At 60.6% G+C, this 21,392-nt stretch carries 18 protein-coding genes and 2 pseudogenes; 12 read left to right on the top strand and 8 right to left on the bottom strand.

Translation table 11 applies throughout. From position 1 onward, the window contains the following. The coding region (locus PQQ51_RS09685; RefSeq protein WP_408496548.1) for a glycosyltransferase at window positions 1–678 on the top strand (678 nt) is incomplete at its 5' end. Window positions 679–962: 284 nt separating this feature from the next. Continuing rightward, window positions 963–1,167 (top strand): annotated as a pseudogene (locus PQQ51_RS09680) (hypothetical protein). Here PQQ51_RS09680 and PQQ51_RS09675 read toward each other — a convergent pair. The 6 genes and pseudogenes from PQQ51_RS09675 to PQQ51_RS09650 form a co-directional block, all read right to left on the bottom strand. Next, complete coding sequence (locus PQQ51_RS09675) at window positions 1,164–2,114, bottom strand: hypothetical protein (protein WP_408496547.1); 951 nt, start codon at window positions 2,112–2,114, stop codon at window positions 1,164–1,166. The pseudogene PQQ51_RS09680 and the gene PQQ51_RS09675 sit on opposite strands and share 4 nt — an antisense overlap. A gap of 35 nt (window positions 2,115–2,149) precedes the next feature. Next, a complete protein-coding gene (locus PQQ51_RS09670) occupies window positions 2,150–3,307 on the bottom strand; it encodes a DEAD/DEAH box helicase (RefSeq protein WP_408496546.1) in 1,158 nt (385 codons plus the stop codon). After that, window positions 3,298–4,137 (bottom strand): HamA C-terminal domain-containing protein, encoded by an 840-nt coding sequence (locus PQQ51_RS09665; protein WP_408496545.1) that lies wholly within the window; start codon window positions 4,135–4,137, stop codon window positions 3,298–3,300. Before PQQ51_RS09665 ends, PQQ51_RS09670 begins: the two co-directional genes overlap by 10 nt. A 1,158-nt stretch (window positions 4,138–5,295) precedes the next feature. After that, window positions 5,296–5,451: pseudogene (locus PQQ51_RS09660) on the bottom strand (metal-dependent hydrolase); the annotation flags it as partial. 140 nt (window positions 5,452–5,591) lie between these two features. After that, a complete protein-coding gene (locus tag PQQ51_RS09655) occupies window positions 5,592–5,936 on the bottom strand; it encodes a sugar ABC transporter ATPase (RefSeq protein ID WP_408496544.1) in 345 nt (114 codons plus the stop codon). 288 nt (window positions 5,937–6,224) lie between these two features. After that, window positions 6,225–7,376 carry a porin gene (locus tag PQQ51_RS09650; RefSeq protein WP_408496543.1) on the bottom strand — a complete coding sequence of 384 codons (1,152 nt, stop codon included), beginning with the start codon at window positions 7,374–7,376 and terminating at the stop codon, window positions 6,225–6,227. Window positions 7,377–7,994: 618 nt separating this feature from the next. On the opposite strand from PQQ51_RS09650, the gene PQQ51_RS09645 reads away from it, so the two are divergent. Then, the gene (locus tag PQQ51_RS09645) at window positions 7,995–8,543 is read left to right on the top strand and encodes a hypothetical protein (protein WP_408496542.1); all 549 of its coding nucleotides are present in this window, start codon (window positions 7,995–7,997) and stop codon (window positions 8,541–8,543) included. A 257-nt stretch (window positions 8,544–8,800) separates the two neighbouring features. Then, a complete protein-coding gene (locus PQQ51_RS09640) occupies window positions 8,801–10,753 on the top strand; it encodes a PhoX family protein (RefSeq protein WP_408496541.1) in 1,953 nt (650 codons plus the stop codon). A gap of 64 nt (window positions 10,754–10,817) precedes the next feature. Here PQQ51_RS09640 and PQQ51_RS09635 read toward each other — a convergent pair whose 3' ends face one another. Then, the gene (locus PQQ51_RS09635) at window positions 10,818–11,264 is read right to left on the bottom strand and encodes a hypothetical protein (RefSeq protein ID WP_408496555.1); all 447 of its coding nucleotides are present in this window, start codon (window positions 11,262–11,264) and stop codon (window positions 10,818–10,820) included. A 245-nt stretch (window positions 11,265–11,509) separates the two neighbouring features. On the opposite strand from PQQ51_RS09635, the gene PQQ51_RS09630 reads away from it, so the two are divergent. From PQQ51_RS09630 to ggt, 6 genes are all read left to right on the top strand, one after another. Further along, window positions 11,510–12,220 (top strand): CDP-alcohol phosphatidyltransferase family protein, encoded by a 711-nt coding sequence (locus PQQ51_RS09630; protein ID WP_408496554.1) that lies wholly within the window; start codon window positions 11,510–11,512, stop codon window positions 12,218–12,220. Next, on the top strand, window positions 12,217–13,056 hold the full coding sequence (locus PQQ51_RS09625; protein ID WP_408496540.1) for a HalD/BesD family halogenase: 840 nt from the start codon (window positions 12,217–12,219) through the stop codon (window positions 13,054–13,056). The genes PQQ51_RS09630 and PQQ51_RS09625 overlap by 4 nt, the downstream gene beginning before the upstream one ends. After that, the gene (locus PQQ51_RS09620) at window positions 13,053–14,072 is read left to right on the top strand and encodes a flippase-like domain-containing protein (RefSeq protein WP_408496539.1); all 1,020 of its coding nucleotides are present in this window, start codon (window positions 13,053–13,055) and stop codon (window positions 14,070–14,072) included. The genes PQQ51_RS09625 and PQQ51_RS09620 overlap by 4 nt, the downstream gene beginning before the upstream one ends. A 24-nt stretch (window positions 14,073–14,096) precedes the next feature. After that, on the top strand, window positions 14,097–14,861 hold the full coding sequence (locus PQQ51_RS09615; protein ID WP_408496538.1) for a phosphocholine cytidylyltransferase family protein: 765 nt from the start codon (window positions 14,097–14,099) through the stop codon (window positions 14,859–14,861). A gap of 262 nt (window positions 14,862–15,123) precedes the next feature. Continuing rightward, the gene (locus PQQ51_RS09610; RefSeq protein WP_408496537.1) at window positions 15,124–16,527 is read left to right on the top strand and encodes an MFS transporter; all 1,404 of its coding nucleotides are present in this window, start codon (window positions 15,124–15,126) and stop codon (window positions 16,525–16,527) included. A gap of 232 nt (window positions 16,528–16,759) precedes the next feature. Next, entirely contained in the window at window positions 16,760–18,493 is a 1,734-nt protein-coding gene (gene ggt, locus PQQ51_RS09605; protein WP_408496536.1) for a gamma-glutamyltransferase, read from the top strand. Between the two features lie 147 nt (window positions 18,494–18,640). Here ggt and PQQ51_RS09600 read toward each other — a convergent pair whose 3' ends face one another. After that, entirely contained in the window at window positions 18,641–19,684 is a 1,044-nt protein-coding gene (locus tag PQQ51_RS09600; RefSeq protein WP_408496535.1) for a S1C family serine protease, read from the bottom strand. 180 nt (window positions 19,685–19,864) lie between these two features. On the opposite strand from PQQ51_RS09600, the gene PQQ51_RS09595 reads away from it, so the two are divergent. Further along, window positions 19,865–20,305 (top strand): VOC family protein, encoded by a 441-nt coding sequence (locus PQQ51_RS09595; protein WP_408496534.1) that lies wholly within the window; start codon window positions 19,865–19,867, stop codon window positions 20,303–20,305. A 145-nt stretch (window positions 20,306–20,450) separates the two neighbouring features. Continuing rightward, complete coding sequence (gene ppk2, locus PQQ51_RS09590) at window positions 20,451–21,377, top strand: polyphosphate kinase 2 (protein ID WP_408496533.1); 927 nt, start codon at window positions 20,451–20,453, stop codon at window positions 21,375–21,377. Window positions 21,378–21,392 lie beyond the last annotated feature (15 nt).

Raw genomic sequence — 21,392 nt, 5'->3', positions numbered from 1 at the left:
ATCGCGCGCGTGCATCTGGCGCAGAAGTCGCTGATCCTCACCAGGGGTGACCAGGTCATTACGTATGTAAGCCGGAATCTCGAGCCGTACCGGGGGTTCCATATCTTCATGCGAGCGTTGCCGGAGATTCAACGACGACTACCGTGTGCCCATGTACTGATCGTCGGTGGCGATGACGTTTCGTACGGCAGGCCGTCAGACACAGGCACGTACAGGGAGAAATACCTCGCAGAAGTTGGTACGCGAGTCGACATGTCGCGGGTTCACTTTCTGGGGCGGCTACCATATGCGGATTATCTGAGAGTGCTGCAGCTTTCGACCGCCCATGTCTATCTGACCTACCCGTTTGTGCTGTCATGGTCGATGCTCGAAGCAATGGCCGCAGGTGCGATAGTGGTTGGCTCGAAAACTGCGCCCGTGCAGGAAGTCATTGAGAATGGTCACAATGGATTGCTGGTCGACTTCTTTTCGCAAGCGGAACTCGTCGAGTCGATAGCGCACGTGTGCGAAAGCGGCGCCACGATGGACGCGGTACGCCACGCCTCAATGGAAACGATTCGGGAGCGCTTCAGTCTTCGTGGCGAATGTCTTTCGCGTCAGTTAGATATCTTGGGAGTCTCAACTGGATCTGACCGGAGAGAGGCTGTTGCAAGACCGGTTGCTTCAGCTTTGCCGTAGACAGTCGCCTGGGAGACTCGCAGAAAAGAAGTCTCCGGACAGTGGCAGTGACACTTTTACTTCGCACGAGGCTCAAGGTCGAATGCAGTCGGTCCATGCGGCGACAGTATCCGGCTGGCTCGCTGTTCCGTCTCACGGTAAAGCTGACCGACCGAGAAGGCACACAATTTTTGTACGCTCACCATGTCGCGCCGTACGAACACGTGAGCCGCGAAGAGGCAACACGATTCGTTTCGACCATGTTTGGCGCCTGACTGGTCGAAGCGCATAGGAACACGGAAACGATGCAGCGGGCTACCTATAAAGGTTACGTGCTGTGGGGCCATGCCATTGAGCAGCAAGAGGAGGTTCTTGCGCCCGAGCGGTACGATTACCCAAGAACGGAAATTCGTAGAGGCCTCTGGTGTTCTCGGAGTCTTTGATACCGAAGAGGAGGCGAAGGATGCCGGACTCGCATGGGCCTTCGCATGGGTCGACTCGAATGGTTAAACGAATGGGGCGCCAAGAGGGGCACGCGGCATCAGGCTGATTCGAACATCCTGGACAAGTCGGTTTTCGAACTGGCTGAGACCCACGAAATAGAGGTGTCGCTGCCGCATCGCGTCCAGCATTCCGTCCAGGGTGTCTGGGCGTCCCAAACCTTCCCAAACAATCTGCCCGATTTGCGTCGGAAGACCATACTCGTCCAACGCGTTTACGATGGGCGAACGGCCTAAGTTTTCAACTTGGCCAATGAATGCTTCATAGTTGCCGGCTGACAGCCCGTATTTTTCAAATACATGGCGTTGAATCCGGTCGACAGCCGACAGCAGATTTGGCGCTCGAAACTCCGCCCACTGACGCTGAAAGTCGAGCAGCGTTTCGATGGCTTCGTCGATGTGTCGCCCGTCGCGATGGAAGAGCGCTATTGCATCGCTGAATCTTGGGACTTGAAGCACGCGCATGAGCAGGAAGGCCAACTGCCTGGCGGTATGCGCTCCCGACCGCAGGCGGCCACCAGTGAAGTGTTTCCAAAGCAACTCGCAAGGGTATGCGAGCTGTTCGTACGTAGGAAAACCTCGCCACGACATCATCGCGTGAGCGTTCTGCAAGTCATTGACGATTGCTTGCGCCACATCAAGTTGAGCGGCGGGGTCAATCCCTGCGTTTTCCCGCAAAACATCGAGACTCAGCAGCGGGTCGTCGAAGTATCGTTTGACGCGCCCCGAAGACGACGCGCTGAGTTCGGTAGGCTCAAGCTGAATCAGCAACGCATCGCTAGCTTCATCTGATTGGGTCACCACCGGGATGTCGACCAACGGCAATTCGGGTTGAGGCGGCTCGTGGTACAGATAGACATGCCCGATGAAATGCTTGAGCATCCGTCCGGAGCGGCCCTTGATGTTGGCGAATGTGAAGTAGTCGAACTTCTTGCTGGCTATTTTATTGTCGAGCACGATGACGTGCTTCGCGCGCGTATTGACCCCCTCAATCAAAGTCGAGGTGCAAACGAGGTAACGGAGCGCGCCTTCGTGAAGCGACGTACGACGAGTTGAGTCAGTGAGCGTGGCAGCCTGCCGTGATGGACGCCTACTCCAGCATCGCATGCCTTGGCGAAAGACCAGTCTTGGTGATAACGCTGTCTAACCCAAGCGGCCGTCTCCTTCGCCGACTCGGTGCCATTGTTCCCCAGCGCGTTGGCCAGCTGGATTGCTATCGACTGTGCGCGTGCCGGAGACCGAACGTAAATCAACGTCGGCTCTTTCAGTTGCATGCATAGGTTCACAGCGTGAGCTACGTCGTCATGCACGTCGAAGCGGTGAATCTCCGAGGCAACGGTGTTGAAGTCAGTTCGGATAAAGCGACATTGGTACTTCTCGATGAAGCTGTCCGGGATATTCTGGATGTTCGGGCCAAGCATGTAGAACCGGCGTGCTTGCTTGGCGAGCTTGTGGAACGCCAAGTTGAGCATCTGCGCGCGGCCGTCATCTTCGCCAGGATTCAGCTTATAAAACTCATCGATGACGAAGAAATCGGTGTGCTCGATGTGCTTGTTTTCGACCGCTCTCTCCTGAGTGTGGACGAAGATGTTGCGTTCGCCAGGGATTTGCGCTGAATGAGTGATTATCTTGTACCGGTCGCCGTGAACCGTAAGCCGACGTCGAGTTTCATCGAGTAGCGCAAGGGTCGGGACAACGATGACGATGTTACGATAACGGCCGGAGTTCACCACGGCGTCGATGATTAGACTTTTGCCAAAGCTCGTCGGCGCGCTCAATACGACGCTTTTGCCCGACATAAGGTGGTCGAACACCTGAGCTTGTGCCCGGTGAAACACCGTTTCCGAGTTTGCGGTCGGACGATGCATCTCGTACGCGAGTACGTCGGCGATACCAAGTCGGTTCGGCTGCAAATACGGAAAAAGTCCTGATTCGCGGACGAACGAATCCAAGATGGCCGCGTGGTCTTCGAAGATATGCCTGACGTCCAGGAGTCGGATGACAAGTTCTTGGCCCAGATGCTCATCGCTGGTGCCCTTTGTCACGTTCAAATAGCTGGATACGTCCCGCAGCAGCGCAAAAGAGTCCAATACGCCGGCCGCGGCGGCACCGGATATTCGCGCGCGAATTTCGTGAAAGCTCAGAGGCATCTATAGTTCTCCAGCCGCTTATGGAGTGCGTCGATGAGCAGCTTCTTCTCACGCATGGGGAAGAGTATCAGGCGCACCTCAACGTGCGTCAGGTTGTTCTTCGATGTGAATGAAGCGTAGTGCTTTTCAAGTTCGGTCGTCAGCGCGCTGAGATACGCCTCAGTGCTTCGGTCGTGAAGCGCAGTCGTTGGGCTGTTGTATGTCAGCAAGACTGGGACGACGACGACATCGAACACCTCATCCAAGGACGTGCTCTCGTCAAGAAGCTTGTGCAACTTTCCCGCGTGCGGCCACGCCTCATCAATCTTGCCGCGGATGAGAAGGAACTCCTCCCTTAGATACTCGCGCTCGAAATGCGCGTCTAGCTCCTTGCATACGTCGGTAATGGCTTTCGCAATGTCCTGATAGAACTTCACCTCGCCGAGCCACAATTCCAGACCAGTTTGCGTCGGAAGAACATGAACAGCGTCAAAGCCCTTGACCGCATGATTGCTTGAATCTTTAAAGAAGATTTTCGATATCGCGGGTACGGAATTGAAGATTTTCTTGAGCGCAACATGCAGTATTAGCTCGCCAAATTCCCCGCGGTTCCGGTACGCATCGGTCTGGTACACCTTCCGCGCGGCCTCGCCTAATCTCTCGGCGGCATTTTCGGCATCGATGCTTTGATACTCCGAATATCGTAGGCAGAAATCTGGAAGAGACTGGAAAAGCAACTTTGACAGCTGGTCGGCCCGCCACTCGCCGAGCTCGAATCCGGCGCAGATGCCCATGAGCCCGGGCTTCCTCGCCAGGTCACTGACCACTACTTTGAAAAAGGGCCCCGCCATATTGCGACTCTTCTACTTAAAATAGCTTCGGTCGATTGTTTGGAGACTTGCGTGCTGCCCGACACCGACGTACAAACGAAAGGTCAGCAGGCAATACCCGTGGAGAGCGGATAGTCACGCACCGACAGACTGTATCAAGAGAAAGGCAAACTGGAATGCAGACCAGATGTATACCACGTTTTCTGCACCGGTTTTCGTATCTACTTCAATACTGCGCGCCCGAGACAGTCATTTGTCGACGCCGGTCGACGTCTGCGAGAGTCGGATTTCCACGTCTCGATGCATAACGCATCACTGCCATACACAAAACAACATATACGGACCAGTCACAAGTGAATTTCGAGCTTCTCGACAAGTATGAACCGGAAATCCGGGACTACCGAGGCGCGCAAGGGGACCCGCAATCTGCATCCCTTCGCAAGGTTTTTCTGTTTTGTGAAGGCGATCAGGAAAGGGAATCCATGCCTCTGACTAGCGTGACCGAAATCAAAGACCTTGCCGCGCGTGGCGAGCTGTCCTTGTATGTCTACCGAGGCACCGACGAGCAGCGGCGCAAAATGCCGTGTTCCATTGGTCGGGCACCCTCATCCTTGGCCCCTTAGCAGGGAAAAGTGGGGCTCAGACTTCCAGGCGCGACTGAACGTGATCTTTGCGCTGGATAAGTGGTGCATCGCCCGCGGCAGGTAGACATGGCGCTTCTGGTGATCGCCCTTACGGTCGCTACTGGGTTGCTGACGATTATTTGCAGAATTGCCAGCGATGGGAGGTGCTAAATCGATTGACGCGCTACTCGATGCAGAAGGCGACGTAGCCCCGGATCAGCAGGGCGGACGTCGTGATGTCGTTTGCGGTATCTGGAGCTCCCCGGCGTAGGTCGGTGAATTCCTGCAGGAGGGGGCAAGCTCCTGCAGCAGGTCCCGCATCAGTCGCTCGTGCGCAGTCGGGGTAATAGTCTTCTTCATTAGCGTCTTGTGGCCGATGTCATCGAGATCGATGGTGTGGACTGGGGCGAGCGCTTCGTCCTCGGTCTGGGGCGCGGTCAGCAGTGAGCGACGTCGTCGCTCGAGTTATCCACAGGCTGGCACCTGAGCCTCCCCCGCACCCCTTCCGATCCACAGAGATAGATAATCGATCGACAGACAAATCCAAAACACCTAAAAGCCAATCGGGCGCCGTGCTGCCCGCCACGCCGGCGATGAAACTCAGCAGCACGCCGAGATGAAATGCACCGCCGCCGCCGATGCGTGCGACCACCGCCGCGGCGATGGCGCCGGCGGCAAAACCGGTCGCGTGATGTGCTTTGCTGGATGCCATCGAAACTCGCGACACTGCGCGCCGCTGGAAAGACAAAGGGCGGCTATGTTCGCAGATGCGCGCATAAAAAAATAGCCGATGCGCGAGATAAAAATCGCGTATCGGCGTAGCCTTCGACAACCCGACAGTGTGATTGAAACTCAGGTCGCGCAGCGTGCAATGTCGAAGCGCATTTCCGGTTCCGGTGGATCGTCCGGCGCATTCGCGGGGTGCATCACCTTGATCACCGAGCCGGTGTTATACGGCGTGAGCGTGACGAAATACGAGTTGTTCGAATCGGAGCCGACAGCGAGTTCGGTCGCGGCGCCGACGCTCGACGTACGCACGCGCGACAGCCTGTCTTGCAGGCAGGTCGCGATGGAAGCAGGCGTGCGTGTCGACGACACATACATCATCGGTTGGGAGGCGTCGCGGGCAGGTCCGCTGGACGAACCGCACGCGGCGAGAACAGCGGTGAGGGGAGCAAGCAGCAGAAGTCTTTTCATGGTCTGGTCGTCGGCGTCCCCGGTCATACGCGGGAACTTGGGGCGCGGGCGAAGCGCAACGTGATTCGATATCACGCAATGCTTCGCGACGAAACCGCCGTTCAGCCGCAGCGAAGTCGCGGCGAGGAAGGCGGGCGACCCAGTATACCTACCGCTCGCGCGCGCCGTCACTACCTTGCGGTATGACGAAAGCTCGTAGCAATAAAAAACCCGCGACGTGATCGTGTCACGCGCGGGTTCGGCGGCGGGCCGCATCGGTAGACGCGGCCCGCGTCTGCAGGAAAAAGCCTAGAAGCGGTGGCGCAGGCCGACTGCCGCCGCGAGCTGGTTGCCCGTCGACGACGGCGCGAGCGTGTTGATCGCCGCCACGTTGGAACCGAAGTTGCCGAGTTCGCCCGACGCGTGTTGATACACGCCTTCGACGTAAACGTCGGTGCGCTTGCTCAGCGAGTAGTCGCCTTGCAGCGATACCGTGTGCCATTTCGGATCGCCCGAGCCGTTCGAGCCCGACATCTTGCCGTCGGTAAACGTGTACGAAGCCGCCAGACTCACTGCCGGCGTCAGCGCGTATTTGCCGTTCAGCTCGTAGTTGTCGAGATGCAGGTTCGTGCCCGCCACGCCCGGCAAAGTCGCGCCGCCGACGTCGACGCCGGTGATGCCGTCGAGTTGCGTATGCGTGTACACGAAGCCGGCCGTTGCCGGTCCGTACGTATAGTTGATACCCGCGCCGAACGTGCGTTGCAGGTTCGCGGCGACGGCCGCGGTGCCGTCGCCTTGCGACACGGCGCCGCCCAGATTCGAGCTGCCGGAGTTGTTCAGTTGCAGGTAAGCAGCGGCCACGCTCAGCGGACCGTTGTCGTACGATGCGCCGGCGCTCCACGCGCGGTTGTTCGAAAACTGGCCGGCGGAGTTGCTGAAGCCGTACAGGCCGCCGAATTTCAGGCCGGCGTAATTCGCGCTCGTGTACTTCACGGCATTCTTGATCGAGAACGAGTTGTCGAGGTTGTCGTTGTCGAACGGGTGAGCGGCGAGATTGTTGCCGTAGCCCGCGCCCGCTTCGGACAGCGGCGCGAGGTAGTCGACCACGGAATCGTACTGACGGCCGAGCGTCAGCGTACCGTATTGATCGCTCTTCAAACCGACGAAAGCCTGACGGTTGAACATCGTGCTGCTTTCCGTGTCCTGGCCGTTGTTCAGGTTGAAGCCGTTTTCCAACGTGAAGATTGCGTGCAGACCGCCGCCCAGGTCTTCGCTGCCGCGCAGCCCGAAGTACGTGTTCGACACCGAGCCGCTGCCTTGCTGCCAGTTGCTATGGCCACCCTGGTTGTTCGAGTAGACGAGGCCGGCGTCCAGCGTACCGTACAACGTGACGCTGCTTTGTGCGTGAGCGCTGAGCGCGAATGCGCCCAGCAGACCGGCTGCGATAAGGATTTTTTTCATGTTCAGGTAACTCCGGGACATTGCATGGAGAATCGAATTACAGTGATTGCCGCGGATGCCGTGGCGAACTGACGATCCGCTGCGCAGTGTATGCCTGCCATTTATATCTTTAAGTTCGTATGGCACAACAATGCATTTTCGAATTCGTAACGGCGAATTGGGATCTGCTAAGTGTGAGTAAATAAAGAAAAAATAGGATTAGCCAACGATTGATAGGCGATGTGTCAATCATTGTGCTGTTGTCTGTCCGCGACAACCTGGAGAGCCTTGTGCAGTAAGGCTTTGTTAGCTTGCGTTCAGGTTGCGGTATTCATGAGATTTTCTGCAATTCTATCTTCCAGATCCCGGCGTACTTTAATATGAATTGCGGATTTATAATTGGCATTGCCCTGACCAAGGGTCTTTTTCATCTTTCATACGCGGCTTTCGAGCCGCGTTTTTTTTTATTTTTTATAAAAACGATTTCAGTTCCCAATCAAATAGCGCAATACATTATTTCAGTTGATGGGAGTTCGCTGGGACTTGTCCAATGGTTAGAGGGCCGGATAGGGCGCGAGCGGGGCGGGTAGAATCACGTGCCCGATATGTTTTTTTGCCCTGACCGTGAGTGAACCTGTAATGACCGAACCCTCCCTTCCCTCGTCCGACGCCGCTGCTGATATCACGACGGAAGGTGCGTCCGCTATCGAAGACACCCAGGCGGAAACCACGCACGAAGCGCGTCTGTGGCGCGACGACGGCTGGACCGCACGCGTTATCAAGAACGAAGACGACGAAGGCTGGGCAGTCGCAATGATCAAAGACGGCGAAGCGGAGCCGGCACTGGTCGGCCCGTGGACCATGGGCCGCAACAAGAAAGATCCGAAGCCGCTCGATACCTCCGCGTTCAACACGCTGGTGAAAACCGCCTCTGAGGTGCTGCGCCGTCACGAGCAGCAACTGCGCGCGCAGTTGCACAAGGAGGTGCGGGTGGCGAGCGCGGACGGCAACAACGAACTCGACATCACGCTCGACATCGTGCCCGACGAAGACGAACCGTACGCGCTTCTCACCGCGCTCGATACCTTTGGCGAACAGCTCGCCCAGGTGCAGGTCGCGCCGAATTTCAAGCTCAGCAAGGCGAGCGCCTCGGCGTGGGTCGAGAACGGGTTTCGCCGGCCGGGCTGAGCGGAACGGATTGGAACGGAGCGGGCGCACAGGTAATGAACAGGCTCCTGTCGCGGTGTGGCCGCTGAAGACCGCACGCAATTCAATCCGACAAAAGCCTTCCTGTGACATTACCAAATACTGTCAATATACTTTCACATTCACTTCATAGAATCCTCGCGTCATAGCGGCGCGAGCGTGAGCCATGCGGTTCTGGGTCTGAGTGCGTGCCGGCTGTGCAATCAACCCACGCTACCCAAACCCTGGATCACGACAACATGGCAGAGCCGTTCGACCTTTCCCGCCGCAAGGCCCTGAAACTCATCGTCGGTGCGCCGATGTTGCCGCTCGGCGGCCTCGCCACTGCGTCGATGCTGACCGCTTGCGGCGGCAGCGACGATCTCGCGACGCCGGCCAAACCCGTGGCGAATTTCGTCTCCGCCGCGTTCAGCGGAATGGCCGCGCCGACACTGGCCGACCCGGCCGCGATGGCGACAACCACGGTCGGCTCGACGTTGACGGTGCAATTGAGCGACGGCAGCAGTCGCGCATTCAAGCTCGCCTACCACCCGTTCTTCGTCACCGGCGACACGGTGCCGAACGTCCAGGGCGGAACGATCCTGGCCGGCGGTTACTTCGACATCAATAATCAGCCGATCGTCGACAAGTCGGTTGCGGGCAAGGAGCGCCAGTTCTTTTCGGATTGTCCGGACGGCAGTTCGCTGATCCGCCTCGACAAGCCCACCGTGAAGGGCCTCAAGGGCAATGCCGTGTTCGCCGTCGTCCAGTTCGAATACACGACGCGCGATCAGAGTCTCGTGTCGAAGTACGGCGAGTTGCCTTCGCCGATCGCGGTGCTGACGCTCGATCAGGACCCGGCCACCGGCAAGCTCACGCTGGCGGGGTATCACAACGTCGATACGTCGAAGGCGCACGGCTTGTGGATCACCTGCGGCGCGAGTCTGTCGCCGTGGAATACGCATCTGTCGAGCGAGGAGTACGAACCAGACGCGGTGACGATCGCCACCAACAACCAGTTCAAGGGCTTCAGCCGCAGTCTGTTCGGCAACGAAACCAGCGCGAATCCGTATCACTATGGGCATCTGCCGGAAGTGACCGTGAATCCGGACGGCACCGGCACGATCAAAAAACACTACTGCCTCGGCCGTATCTCGCACGAACTGATTCAGGTGATGCCGGACAAGCGCACTGTGCTGATGGGCGACGACGCGACCAACGGTGGCCTGTTCATGTTCATCGCCGATCGCGAGGCCGATCTGTCGGCGGGCACGCTGTACGTCGCAAAATGGACGCAAGTGTCGTCGAGCGGCGCGGGCGCGGCGACGCTGTCATGGATCAATCTGGGCCATGCGACCAGCGACGAAATCGAGGCGCTCGCCAACACGCTGCAAGCTGCCGACATCATGGACGTCGTCACCCGGGACCCCGCCGATGCGTCCTTCACGAAGATCAACTACAACGGCACGTTCAACTGGATCCGCATCAAGCCCGGCATGACGAAGGCGGCGACCTTCCTCGAAACCCATCGGTATGCGGCGCTGGCGGGCGGCAGCATGGGGTTCACGAAGCTCGAAGGCACGACCGTCAACATCAAGGACAAGGTGCTGTATTCGGCGATGTCGCGGATCACGTCGTCGATGGTGCGCGGCAATGCGGCGTCCAGCGATGTCGCGCTCGATCGCGCGATCAACGCCGGCGCGGTCTACGCGCTGAACATGAAGGGTGGCCAGCGGGACCGTAACGGCGCGGCCATCGACAGCGAATGGGTGCCGGTGGACATGGCCGCGCCCGCGGCGCTGGTGGGCGAAGATCTGCCGGCTCAGGACGCGCTCGGCAACTTTGCGAACCCGGATCGCATCGCAAGTCCGGACAATCTCAAGTTCTCGGAGAAACTGCGCACGCTCTTTATCGGCGAGGACAGCGGATACCACGTGAACAACTTCCTGTGGGCGTACAACGTCGACACGAAAACGCTCGCGCGCGTGTTGTCCTGTCCGGCGGGGGCGGAATCGACCGGCTTGCACGCGGTCGACGAAATCAACGGCTGGACTTACGTGATGAGCAACTTCCAGCACGCAGGCGATTGGGAAACACCGTTGCACGACAAGATCAAACCGACGGTCGAGCCGTTGCTGCGGGCGAACTATAAGGACCGCTTCGGCGCTTCGGTCGGATATCTGACGGCGGACCCGGCGGCGATAAAGTTGTAGGCGGGGGGCGTCGCGGGGATGGGCCGGCGCATAGGCTAGCTGCCGCCGCGCCGGCAACCGGCGCTCAACTCCGTTTGCAGAAAATCGCCGTGACGAGCGGCGCCACGCGATGCACGATCGCCGTGCTGCCGGCGTCTACGATCGCGTTGCGCACTTTGGTCTCGCCGCCGAACACCACCACCCCGTAGGCCGAACTGGCGACCGGTTCGCCGTCGCCGACGCGAAACATCGGGTCGTCCTTCTCATAGCCGACCACCGCGAACACGTGGAAGCCGTAAGCGGTCAACCCGGCGCCCTGGGTCGGCGAAAAAGCGTTGACCGAATTGCTTTCGACCCGCATCGGTTTGGGGTCGATCAACTGTTGCTGCACGAGGTCGGCAATGAACTGATGGCCACTCTGATTGCAGACGAGCGGCGCGTCGAGCGAAACAGCGTGGCTGGAGAGCGGTAAGCCCATGAAGACAAGGCCGGCCAATACCAACGAAAAATCCAACGAAAAGAAGCGTTTCATATGCATGAACGGCGACCGGTATCCGATCGCTGTAGTGTGTTCGCAACGGCAGGCGGCGCGAGACGCGGGCGGGAAAGCCGTTGCGCGGCAAAGCGAGCCCGGCGTGGCAGGCGCAACTGGCTTTGTACTTTATCCTGATTCGGCAAATCTTGCTTCGCTGCTTCTACGGAAAAGTGAGTATCGAGCGTGACGGAAACGTACAGGAAGAAAGCAATATTTTTCGATCCCGTATATATTTCCGGGTTATGAATTCGCGACCGCAAACTCCAATCAACGTTCCGCCGCCCAGAACATGGGACGCGCGGCTCGCCCGCCGACTCGTTACTCCGCTTGTCAACACGTGGGTGTCACCGAATCACCTGACCACCCTGCGTCTGTTGATCGGGCTCGCAGGCGCTTTGTGTCTGGCTCACGGCGGATTCGCGTGGGTCAACGCCGGCGCTTTTCTGATCGTGCTATCCAATTTCGTCGACCACACGGACGGCGAACTCGCGCGTATCGGCGGCAAGTCGAGTCGTATCGGTCATTTTTACGATCTCGCGTGCGATGCACTCGTGACCGTGATGTTGTTCATCGGCATGGGAATGGGCGCCGGCACGGCACACCTGGGCGAACTCACGGTCGCGCCGGGTTGGCTCGGCGCGCTGGCCGGCATCGCGGTCGCGCTGATTTTCTTCCTGCGCATGCGCATCGAAGAGATGGCGGGCAAAGCGGGTACGAAGCAGGCGTCGGTCGGCGGCTTCGAAACCGAAGACGTGCTGTACCTGCTACCTATTGTCACGCTGACCGGCGTCGTGCTGCCGTTCGTGGTGGTCGCGTCGATCGGCGCGCCGCTGTTCGCCCTCTGGGTCGTGGTCGATTACTGGCGCGCCGCGCGCCGCGCCGCGCGCCGCGCCGCGCGTCCAGTGGTTGCCGCCAGCACTTCCGAAACCAGTCAAATGTGGGCAAGTGAATGAGTACACACGCCGATAACGACGTGATCTCGCCCGTTTCCACCACGCATTCGCCGGCCGCGTCGGCGTCCGGCACGGCTTCCGGCTCGGGCGTCGCGCCGAACGCCGATCAGGCGGTTGCAAGCCGCACCCGTGCGTTCGACACGCCGCGTCTGCGCAAGGATTTCGCGTCGCAAGATGCCTTCCTCTACATGGAAGATTTCCTCGCGCCCGAGGTCACCGCACAACTCGTGCAGAGCGCCCGCGGGCTGCTCGACGAAGTGAACCGCAACTATTTGCCGGGTCACAAGCAGGGTGGCAGCGTGAGCCGTCATACGATCGACCGTCTCGCGCCGTTCATCGCCGAGTTGTATCGCTCGAAGGAACTGATCGGCTGGCTCGAACAACTGAGCGGCGACAAGCTGCAGGTGTCGCCGGCCGACGATCCGCATGCGTACGCGCTGTATTACTACACGCGGCCGGGCGATCACATCGGCTGGCACTACGATACTTCGTACTATGACGGCCGCCGCTACACGCTGCTGCTCGGCGTGATCGACGAATCGTCGTGCCGGCTCGATTACGAACTCCATACGCGCAACCCGGACGTACCCGATCAGCCGGGTTCGGTGCAGATCCCGCCGGGCGGCCTCGTGTTTTTCGACGGCGACAAGCTGCGCCATCGCATCAGCGCGGCCGGCGAGAACGAAATGCGCGTATCGCTCACGTTCGAATACGTGACCGATCCGAACATGCGTCCGTGGCGCCGCTTTATCTCGAACATGAAAGACGCGATCGCGTACTTCGGTTTCCGCCAGGTGTTCCGTCAGATGACGAAGCGCGGCAAGGACCACGCATGAGTCGCGCTGCCCTGATTCTGCTGTCGATCGGGACGGCGCTGTTTGTCGGCCTGCTCGCGTGGCAGGGTTTCGGTTCGGTCGCCTCGACGCTGCTCGCGGCCGGCTGGGGGCTCGTGATCGTCGCAGCGTTTCACGTCGTGCCGCTCGTGCTGGATGCGGGCGCGATCTCCGTGCTGTTCGAGCGTAAGCGCGACGGCGCATATCACACGCTGTCGTGGCGCGACGCGCTGTTTGCACGCTGGATCGGCGAATCGGTGAATAGTCTGTTGCCGGCCGGCCAGATCGGTGGACCGGTCGTGATGGTGCGGCAACTGTCGCAGCGCGGCATGCGCATGCGCGATGCGGCCGCGGCGATCACCGTGAGCACCACCGCACAGGCGCTCGCGCAAATCATCTTCGCGCTGACCGGGCTGCTGCTGTTCGGCGCGTATGCGGCGCACGGCGCGCTGCAGGATCTGCAAACCGCGACCTTCATCGCCACCGGCGTGCTGGGCGCGATGATCGTCGGTTTCTACTATGCGCAGCGGCGTGGCCTGTTCGGCAAGCTGCTCGGCGTGGTCTCGAAGGTTTTCGGCAAGCGCGACTGGTCGTCGCTGATGACCCGCGCGGAAGCCGTCGATGCGGCCGTGCAGGCGATGTATCGCGAACGCGGCCGTGTTGCGGTGAGCTTCCTGTTGAGTCTGCTGGGCTGGATCGTCGGCACGGTCGAGGTGTGGCTCGCGCTGCGCTTTCTCGGTCATCCGGTCGACTGGGTCGACGCGCTGCTGCTCGAGAGTCTCGGCCAGGCGATTCGCGGCGCGGCGTTTATGATTCCGGGTTCGCTCGGCGTGCAGGAGGGCGGTTATCTATTGCTCGCACCGCTCGTCGGATTGCCGCCGGACGCGGCGCTGGCGCTGTCGCTCGCCAAGCGCGCCCGCGAAATCCTGCTAGGCTTGCCGGGTCTGCTGGTTTTGCACTTCAGCGAACGAAGCTGGCAACGGCGGCGCGCCACCGCGCCCGTGTCGGTTGCCGATTAACCTGTTTCTTTTAAAGGACCGCGCATGCGTGCCATCATCCTCGCAGCGGGCCTCGGCCTGCGTCTCCAGCAACCGCCGCAGGCACAGTTCCCGAAGTGTCTGTTGCAGTTCGACGGCATGAGCCTGCTCGAACGGCATCTGCAGATGCTCGAAACGGCCGGCGTGACGGATGTCGTGCTGGCGCTGGGCTTTCAACCGGAATCGGTGCAAGCTGAGCTCGAACGGATCAACTGGCCGCACAAGGTGGAGACGGTGATCAACACGCGCTTCGATCTGGGCAGCGTGTTGACGGTGCACACGGTGGCCGACGCGTTGACGCGTGGCGGCGACGTGCTGCTGATGGACGCCGACGTGCTCTACGACGAGCGCATTCTGAACGCGCTGGTGGCGGGCGAAACGGTCAACCGTCTGTTGATCGACCGTGATTTCGAAGCGGGCGACGAGCCCGTCAAACTGTGCCTGAAAGACGGCGTGCCGGTCGAACTGCGTAAGCAACTCGCGGTGAATCTCGAGTACGACACCATCGGCGAATCGGTCGGCTTCTTCCGCTTCCGTCAGGAAACCGCGCAGCGTTTTGCGGAGATCGTGGCGGGCTATGTCGACAGCGGCCGGGCCAACATGCCGCACGAAGAAGCGGTGCGCGACCTGCTGCTGGAGCGCAGCCAGGTGTTCGATACCGCCGACGTGACCGGTGCGCCGTGGATCGAAATCGACTTCCCGAACGACGTGGCGCGCGCCGCTACCGAAATCCTGCCGCAACTGCAACCGCTCGTCAGCGCGTCGCGTTAAACGTTTTGCTGTATTGCTGAAGGAAAGCCGGGCTCACGCCCGGCTTTCCCTTTTGTGCCTCCCGCTTTTCTGTTCCCGTTTCCCGTCGTGCGATCCGCATCGTTGCGCGCTCAACCATCGCGCGCCGACGCACGAACGCGCGTGCACGCACACGCACATCGCATAACTGTGCAAAAAGCCCCGCACGCCGCAACATCTGTTGCCGCTGCGATGCGATAATTGCCGCTTTACGCCGACGGTATTCCCAACCGTCGCCATGCCAATGCCTCTCGCTTTAGGCGCTTTCATTGTTCCGCTGATCGTCGCGTGCGCGATGTTCATGGAAAACGTGGACGGCACAGTCATCGTGACGTCGCTGCCCGTTCTGGCGCGCGATCTCGGCCAGGATCCCATCACCCTCAAGCTTGCCGTCACGTCGTATGTGATCGGCCTCGGCGTGTTCATTCCGATCTGCGGCTGGGTTGCCGACCGCTTCGGCTCGCGCACCGTGTTCCGCACGGCCATCGGCATTTTCATGGCGGGCTCGCTGATGTGCGCGGCCTCCACGTCGCTCGGCACGTTCGTGGTTGCCCGCTTTGTCCAGGGGATCGGCGGCGCGATGATGGTGCCGGTGGGGCGCATCATCATCTTCCGCTCGGTGCCGAAGTCGGACTTCATTCGCGCGGTCAACTATCTGACCGTGCCCGCATTGCTGGGTCCGGTGGTCGGGCCGCCGCTCGGCGGCTTCATCACCACGTATCTGCACTGGCGGCTGATCTTCTTCATCAACATTCCGATCGGACTGCTGGGTATCTGGCTCGCGAACAAACACATCGCGAACGTGCGCGAAGCGCATCCGGGCCGGCTCGACTGGACCGGCTTCGTGTTGTCGGCGAGCGGCGCGTCGCTGTTCATGCTGGGGCTCTCGCTGGTCGGCGGCGAACTGGTGTCGAATGCGGTGTCGGTCAGCATGTGCGCGATCGGCGTGGTGCTGCTGGTGGTCTACGTGCTCTATGCGAATCGCGTCGAGTTGCCGGTGCTCGATCTGCGCTTGCTGCGTATTCCGAGTTTTCATGCGAGCGTGGTCGGCGGTTCGCTGTTCCGTATCGGTCTCGGCGCGGTGCCTTTTCTGCTGCCACTCGCGTTGCAGGAGGGCTTGGGGATGACCGCGTTCAAGTCCGGCTCGATCACCTGCGCGTCGGCATTCGGATCGATCTTCATGAAGGCGGCAGCGTCGCGCATTCTCGGCCGTTTCGGATTCCGCACGGTGCTGATGTTCAACGCCGGTTGCGCGGGTCTCGCGATTGCTGTCTACGGTCTGTTCTTTCCGGGCACGCCGCATTGGCTGATCTGGTGTGTCGTGCTGTTCGGCGGCTTTTTCCCGTCGCTGCAATTCACCTCGCTGAACACGCTCGCGTACGCGGATATTCCGAGCCGCGACGTGGGGCGCGCAACCAGCGTGGCCAGCGTGATCCAGCAGATCTCGTTGGGCCTCGGCGTGACGATCGCGGGCATCGTGCTGCAGATTTCGCATAACGTGCAAGGTCATTCGAGCATCGTGTTCTCCGATTTCTGGCCCGCGTTCCTCGTGGTCGGACTGTTCTCGTTCCTGTCGATTCCGGTCACCGCGCGCTTGCCGCAGGGCGCCGGCGACGAGATCGCGCGAGGCAGCCGCGGCCGCGCGTGAAGCGGTTTTTGTGACGCACTGCACTGCGCGGCACTACGCATGATTCGCGACATACCGGCGGCGGTTTGGAGCAGTTGCGTGCGGTATTCGAGCTGCCGGATATCAGCGAATTGGTGTGCCGCAACATGCTCCGCATGCGTGCAACGGCTTCGCAAATAAAAGGAGTGCATGTTATAAGCGCAACACCGCGGTTGTTCTCGTCGGATAAAAAAATCGTCTTGGAGGATGTTCAATGAAGTTGTTTCCGAACGCCAAAACATCGGTCAGCGGGCTCGCGCTCGTCGCACTCGTATCGGTCTCGACCGGCTTTCTCGAAGCCACTCCGGCTTTCGCCAAACCGCCCGCGAAGGCTCAACCCGCGGTGCTGTCCGCGTCCGCCATCGCGGTCGCCGACAAATACAGCGCCGACGCGGCCGAGCAGATCTTCAAGGAAGGCGGCAATGCCGTGGACGCAGCGGTCGCCATCGCCTTCACGCTTGCCGTGACGTATCCGGAAGCAGGCAACATCGGCGGCGGCGGTTTCATGACGCTGTACGTGGACGGCAAGCCGTACTTCCTCGACTATCGCGAGCGCGCGCCGCTCGCCGCGACCCGCAACATGTATCTCGACGACAAGGGCGAGGTCATCAAGGGGATGAGTCTGTTCGGCTATCGCGCGGTCGGCGTGCCGGGCACCGTCGACGGAATGTGGCAGGCGCAACGCCGCTTCGGCAAGCTGAAGTGGAAGCAGGTGCTGGCGCCGGCGGTCCACTATGCGCGTGACGGCTTTATCGTCGATGCGCAATTGCAGAAGCGCCGCGACGACGCGGCAAAAGACTTCGACGGCAAGACCAACTTCGACACCTACTTCGGCAACCTGAAGGAAGGCGTGAACTTCAAGCAGCCCGATCTCGCCGCAGTGCTGCAACGCATTTCGGATCAGGGCGCGAAAGACTTCTATCAGGGCAAGACGGCGGACCTGATCGCGGCATCCATGCGCGGCCACGGTCTGATCACGAAGGCCGATCTGCAACAGTACAAAGCCGTGTGGCGCGATCCGATCCAGGCCGACTGGAACGGCTATCACGTGATTACCGCACCGCCGCCGAGCTCGGGCGGTATCGGTCTCGTGCAATTGCTGAAGATGAAGGCCGACATCGCGCCCGACTTCAAGGACGTCACGCTTAATTCCGCGCAATATGTGCATCTGATCGCGGAAATCGAGAAACGCGTGTTCGCCGATCGCGCGCAGTATCTCGGCGACCCGGACTTCTACAAGGTGCCGATCGCACAACTGACCGACGACGCGTATATCGCCAAACGCGCGGCCGAAGTCAATCCGAATACGCCTTCGGATACGAAGAGCGTGGTGCCGGGACTCGGCACGTCGATGCCGGAAAAGGCGGAGACCACGCACTTCTCGGTGATCGACAAGTGGGGTAACGCGGTGTCGAACACTTATACGATCAACGGCTATTTCGGCTCGGGCGTGGTGGCGGATCGCACCGGCATCGTGCTGAACGACGAGATGGACGACTTCTCCGCGAAGCCGGGCGTCGCGAACATGTTCGGCGTGGTGGGCAGCGATGCGAACGCAATCGAACCGAAGAAGCGTCCGTTGTCGTCGATGAGTCCGACCATTCTCACGAAGGACGGCAAGGTGTCGCTGGTGATCGGCACGCCGGGCGGCTCGCGCATCTTCACGTCGATCTTCCAGGTGATCAACAACATCTACGACTTCAACATGCCGTTGGCGGATGCGGTCGGCGCAATGCGCTTCCATCATCAATTGTTGCCGCCGAACACGATTTTCTGGGAGCCGTACAAGCCGATCGACGGCGAGCTCGCGAAGCAGATCGAGGCCAAGGGTTACACGCTGAAGGGGCAGGATTTCAGCGGCGACATTCAGGCGATCAAGGTCAACGGCGACACGCCGGAAGCGGCAGCCGATCCGCGTGGCCGGGGCGTGACGCGGGTGATCCAGTAAGCGTTTTCGTTTGAGCCGCGATGTTTGGAGTGATGCGGGGCGGCGCGTGTTTCGACGCGCCGCATACATCGCACGCGGATGAAGCACGGCAAAAAGCCTCGTGCGTGAGTCAGGCGACTCACGCACGAGGCTTTTTTACGCCCGTACTCAACTCGTCTGCTCGACCGGCGTCAGCGTCAGTTCGAGCCGTTGCGTGCCGCGCAGCACCGTCACGTTGACGGGTGTGTCGATACGCGACGCATCGAGCGTGCGTTGCAGGCTGTCAACATCGTGCACCGCGAGCGTATCGATCGCGATGATCGTGTCGTCGGTGCGCAAACCGCCGAGCGCGGCCGGGCTGCCTTTGACGATTTCCATCACATGTACGCCGCTTTCCGAACTCAAGCCGAAGTAGCGCTGCACGCGGCGCGACAACGGCGTCGTGGTGCCGGCCACGCCGATATATGCGCGCCGCACGCGACCATGCGCGAAGATCTGCATGATCACCCACTTCGCGGTATCGATCGCGGTGGCGAAACAGATTGCCTGTGCGCCCGGAATGATCGCGGTATTCACGCCGATCACCTGACCCGCCGAATTGATCAGCGGACCGCCTGAATTGCCGGGATTCAACGCGGCGTCGGTCTGGATCACGTCGTAGATCATGCGGCCCGAATTCGAGCGCAGCGAACGGCCGAGCGCCGAGACCACGCCGGTCGTGACGGTTTGCGCGAGGCCGAGCGGATTGCCGACCGCGATCGCGATCTGCCCGACCTGCAGCTTCGACGATTCGCCGAGTTCGACATGCGGCAGCGGCTCGGGCGAGCCGATACGCAGCACGGCCAGATCGCTGCCGGGATCGTCGCCGACCAGATCGGCGTCGAATTTCGCGCCGTCGGCGAGCGTCACCTGAATGTGCGTGGCGCCATGCACGACGTGGCTGTTGGTGAGCAGATAGCCGTCGGGCGTGAACAGGAAGCCGGAGCCGGTGCCGCCGCGCGCGCGGCCGTCTCGGCCAGGCGGACTGCCGGGCAGGCGGCGCTCGACGGAAATGAAGGCGACCGCCTGCTGGACGCGTTCGAGCGCGCCGATCACGGTGCGGGAATAGGCGTCGAGTAGCGCGTCGTCGGATGAGGCGGTGAGTAGATCGGGCCCGGGGGCGTCGGATGCGGCGCGCGACAGGTCATCGATGAAGCGTGGGCGGCTTCCCATGGCGATGCTCCGGATAAGCGGAACCGCAGATGCAGGGCGTCGCAGGGGTTTTCAAGAGCCGCAGGCCGGGCTGGCGAGGTGCTTGCTGCTGCTGTAGATGAGACACTTCCCAATGATGACCTGCGTGGGCGCCGCCGCTGCGGCGCTCGAGCGGTTCGCCATACCAAGGAGCCAGCCATCATGAATTCGCCCGCCACTCCGGCATCCTCAGTCACCTCGGACGCGCCGGCCGAGCCGCGCATCGAATCGCTCAGTGCGATCACGCTCGCCACCCGCGACATGCCGCGCGCCGTGCTGTTTTACGAAACACTTGGTTTTGCGCGTCAGTTCGGCGGTCCGCAGGAAGCGTTTACCTCGTACGCGTTCGGCGGCTCGTTTCTGAACCTGATCGTCGACGCGCGCGCACCGGTCGCCTGGTGGGGCCGCGTGATCGTCTACGTGTCCGACGTCGACGCGTTGTACCGCAAGGCGCTGACGGCCGGTTTAAAGCCGTCCAGCGAGCCCGCCGATGCACCGTGGGGCGAGCGCTATTTCCACATCTCCGATCCGGACGGTCACGAACTCAGCTTTGCGAAGCCGCTTCGTCAGCAAAGGAAGGACGGTTCGCAAAACTCGTTATGATGATCGTCACCCACGCATGCAGGCGTCGCGTGAACACGCGGTGGCCGCGCCGGTAACATGGCTGACATTTCGCGCTTCGATAATCGAATGCGATCGCGGCGCGTGCGTCGCGTGCCTATCTATTTCCGTTGCCAGGAGAACCGCAATGAAAGAGCAGGATCCGAGACCTGAAGCCGAATCTCTGGCCGAACGGCAACGCCGCTTCGAGGAAGACCTCATCGACGCCTATGACGAGGAACTCGAAATGGAGGTCGACGACCGCATCATCGACGGCGCCGAAGGCTTCACGCCCGAGCATCGCGAGGCGCGCAAGATGTATTTCCGCGAACTGTTCCGTTTGCAGGGCGAACTCGTCAAACTGCAGGACTGGATCGTGCAGACCGGTCACCGGCTCGTGGTGATTTTCGAGGGACGCGACGCGGCGGGTAAGGGCGGTGCGATCAAACGCATCACGCAGCGTCTCAATCCGCGCGTGTGCCGCGTGGCGGCGCTGCCGGCGCCGAACAATCGCGAACGCACGCAATGGTATTTCCAGCGCTACGTATCGCATTTGCCGGCCGGCGGTGAAATGGTGCTGTTCGACCGTAGCTGGTACAACCGCGCGGGCGTCGAACGCGTGATGAATTTCTGCAGCGACCAGGAATACGAAGAGTTTTTCCGCTCGGTGCCGGAGTTCGAAAAGATGCTCGCGCGTAGCGGCGTGCAGATTCTCAAGTACTGGTTTTCGATCACCGACGAAGAGCAGGAAATCCGCTTCCAGAACCGCATCCACGATCCGCTGAAGCAATGGAAGCTGAGTCCGATGGACCTGGAAAGCCGCCGCCGTTGGGAGGCTTATACGCAGGCGAAGGAAGTCATGTTGCAGCGCTCGCATATTCCCGAGGCGCCGTGGTGGGTCGTGCAGGCAGTCGACAAGAAGCGCGCGCGCCTGAACTGCATTCATCATCTGCTGAGCCAGGTGCCGTATCACGAGATCCAGCATTCGCAGATCGAATTGCCGGCGCGCGTTTATCACGACGAATACAGCCGTCAGCCGGTGCCGGCGTCGATGATCGTGCCCGAAGTGTATTGAACGACCTGTCCGCTC

Source organism: Paraburkholderia xenovorans (genome assembly GCF_046030735.1).
In the GTDB taxonomy this organism is placed as follows: domain Bacteria; phylum Pseudomonadota; class Gammaproteobacteria; order Burkholderiales; family Burkholderiaceae; genus Paraburkholderia; species Paraburkholderia xenovorans_A.
Note: the sequence above shows the minus strand (reverse complement) of the source record. Positions and strands in the feature narration are given on the sequence as shown.

Excerpts from the sequence above, each read along its gene's own strand:
- PQQ51_RS09615 (WP_408496538.1), top strand. The coding sequence starts at position 14,097 with ATGCGTGCCATCATCCTCGCAGCGGGCCTCGGCCTGCGTCTCCAGCAA.
- PQQ51_RS09630 (WP_408496554.1), top strand. The coding sequence starts at position 11,510 with ATGAATTCGCGACCGCAAACTCCAATCAACGTTCCGCCGCCCAGAACA.
- PQQ51_RS09635 (WP_408496555.1), bottom strand. The coding sequence starts at position 11,264 with ATGAAACGCTTCTTTTCGTTGGATTTTTCGTTGGTATTGGCCGGCCTT.
- PQQ51_RS09600 (WP_408496535.1), bottom strand. The coding sequence starts at position 19,684 with ATGGGAAGCCGCCCACGCTTCATCGATGACCTGTCGCGCGCCGCATCC.
- PQQ51_RS09640 (WP_408496541.1), top strand. The coding sequence starts at position 8,801 with ATGGCAGAGCCGTTCGACCTTTCCCGCCGCAAGGCCCTGAAACTCATC.
- PQQ51_RS09650 (WP_408496543.1), bottom strand. The coding sequence starts at position 7,376 with ATGAAAAAAATCCTTATCGCAGCCGGTCTGCTGGGCGCATTCGCGCTC.
- PQQ51_RS09655 (WP_408496544.1), bottom strand. The coding sequence starts at position 5,936 with ATGAAAAGACTTCTGCTGCTTGCTCCCCTCACCGCTGTTCTCGCCGCG.
- PQQ51_RS09595 (WP_408496534.1), top strand. The coding sequence starts at position 19,865 with ATGAATTCGCCCGCCACTCCGGCATCCTCAGTCACCTCGGACGCGCCG.
- PQQ51_RS09625 (WP_408496540.1), top strand. The coding sequence starts at position 12,217 with ATGAGTACACACGCCGATAACGACGTGATCTCGCCCGTTTCCACCACG.
- PQQ51_RS09645 (WP_408496542.1), top strand. The coding sequence starts at position 7,995 with ATGACCGAACCCTCCCTTCCCTCGTCCGACGCCGCTGCTGATATCACG.
- PQQ51_RS09670 (WP_408496546.1), bottom strand. The coding sequence starts at position 3,307 with ATGCCTCTGAGCTTTCACGAAATTCGCGCGCGAATATCCGGTGCCGCC.
- PQQ51_RS09665 (WP_408496545.1), bottom strand. The coding sequence starts at position 4,137 with ATGGCGGGGCCCTTTTTCAAAGTAGTGGTCAGTGACCTGGCGAGGAAG.
- PQQ51_RS09610 (WP_408496537.1), top strand. The coding sequence starts at position 15,124 with ATGCCTCTCGCTTTAGGCGCTTTCATTGTTCCGCTGATCGTCGCGTGC.
- ppk2 (WP_408496533.1), top strand. The coding sequence starts at position 20,451 with ATGAAAGAGCAGGATCCGAGACCTGAAGCCGAATCTCTGGCCGAACGG.
- PQQ51_RS09620 (WP_408496539.1), top strand. The coding sequence starts at position 13,053 with ATGAGTCGCGCTGCCCTGATTCTGCTGTCGATCGGGACGGCGCTGTTT.
- ggt (WP_408496536.1), top strand. The coding sequence starts at position 16,760 with ATGAAGTTGTTTCCGAACGCCAAAACATCGGTCAGCGGGCTCGCGCTC.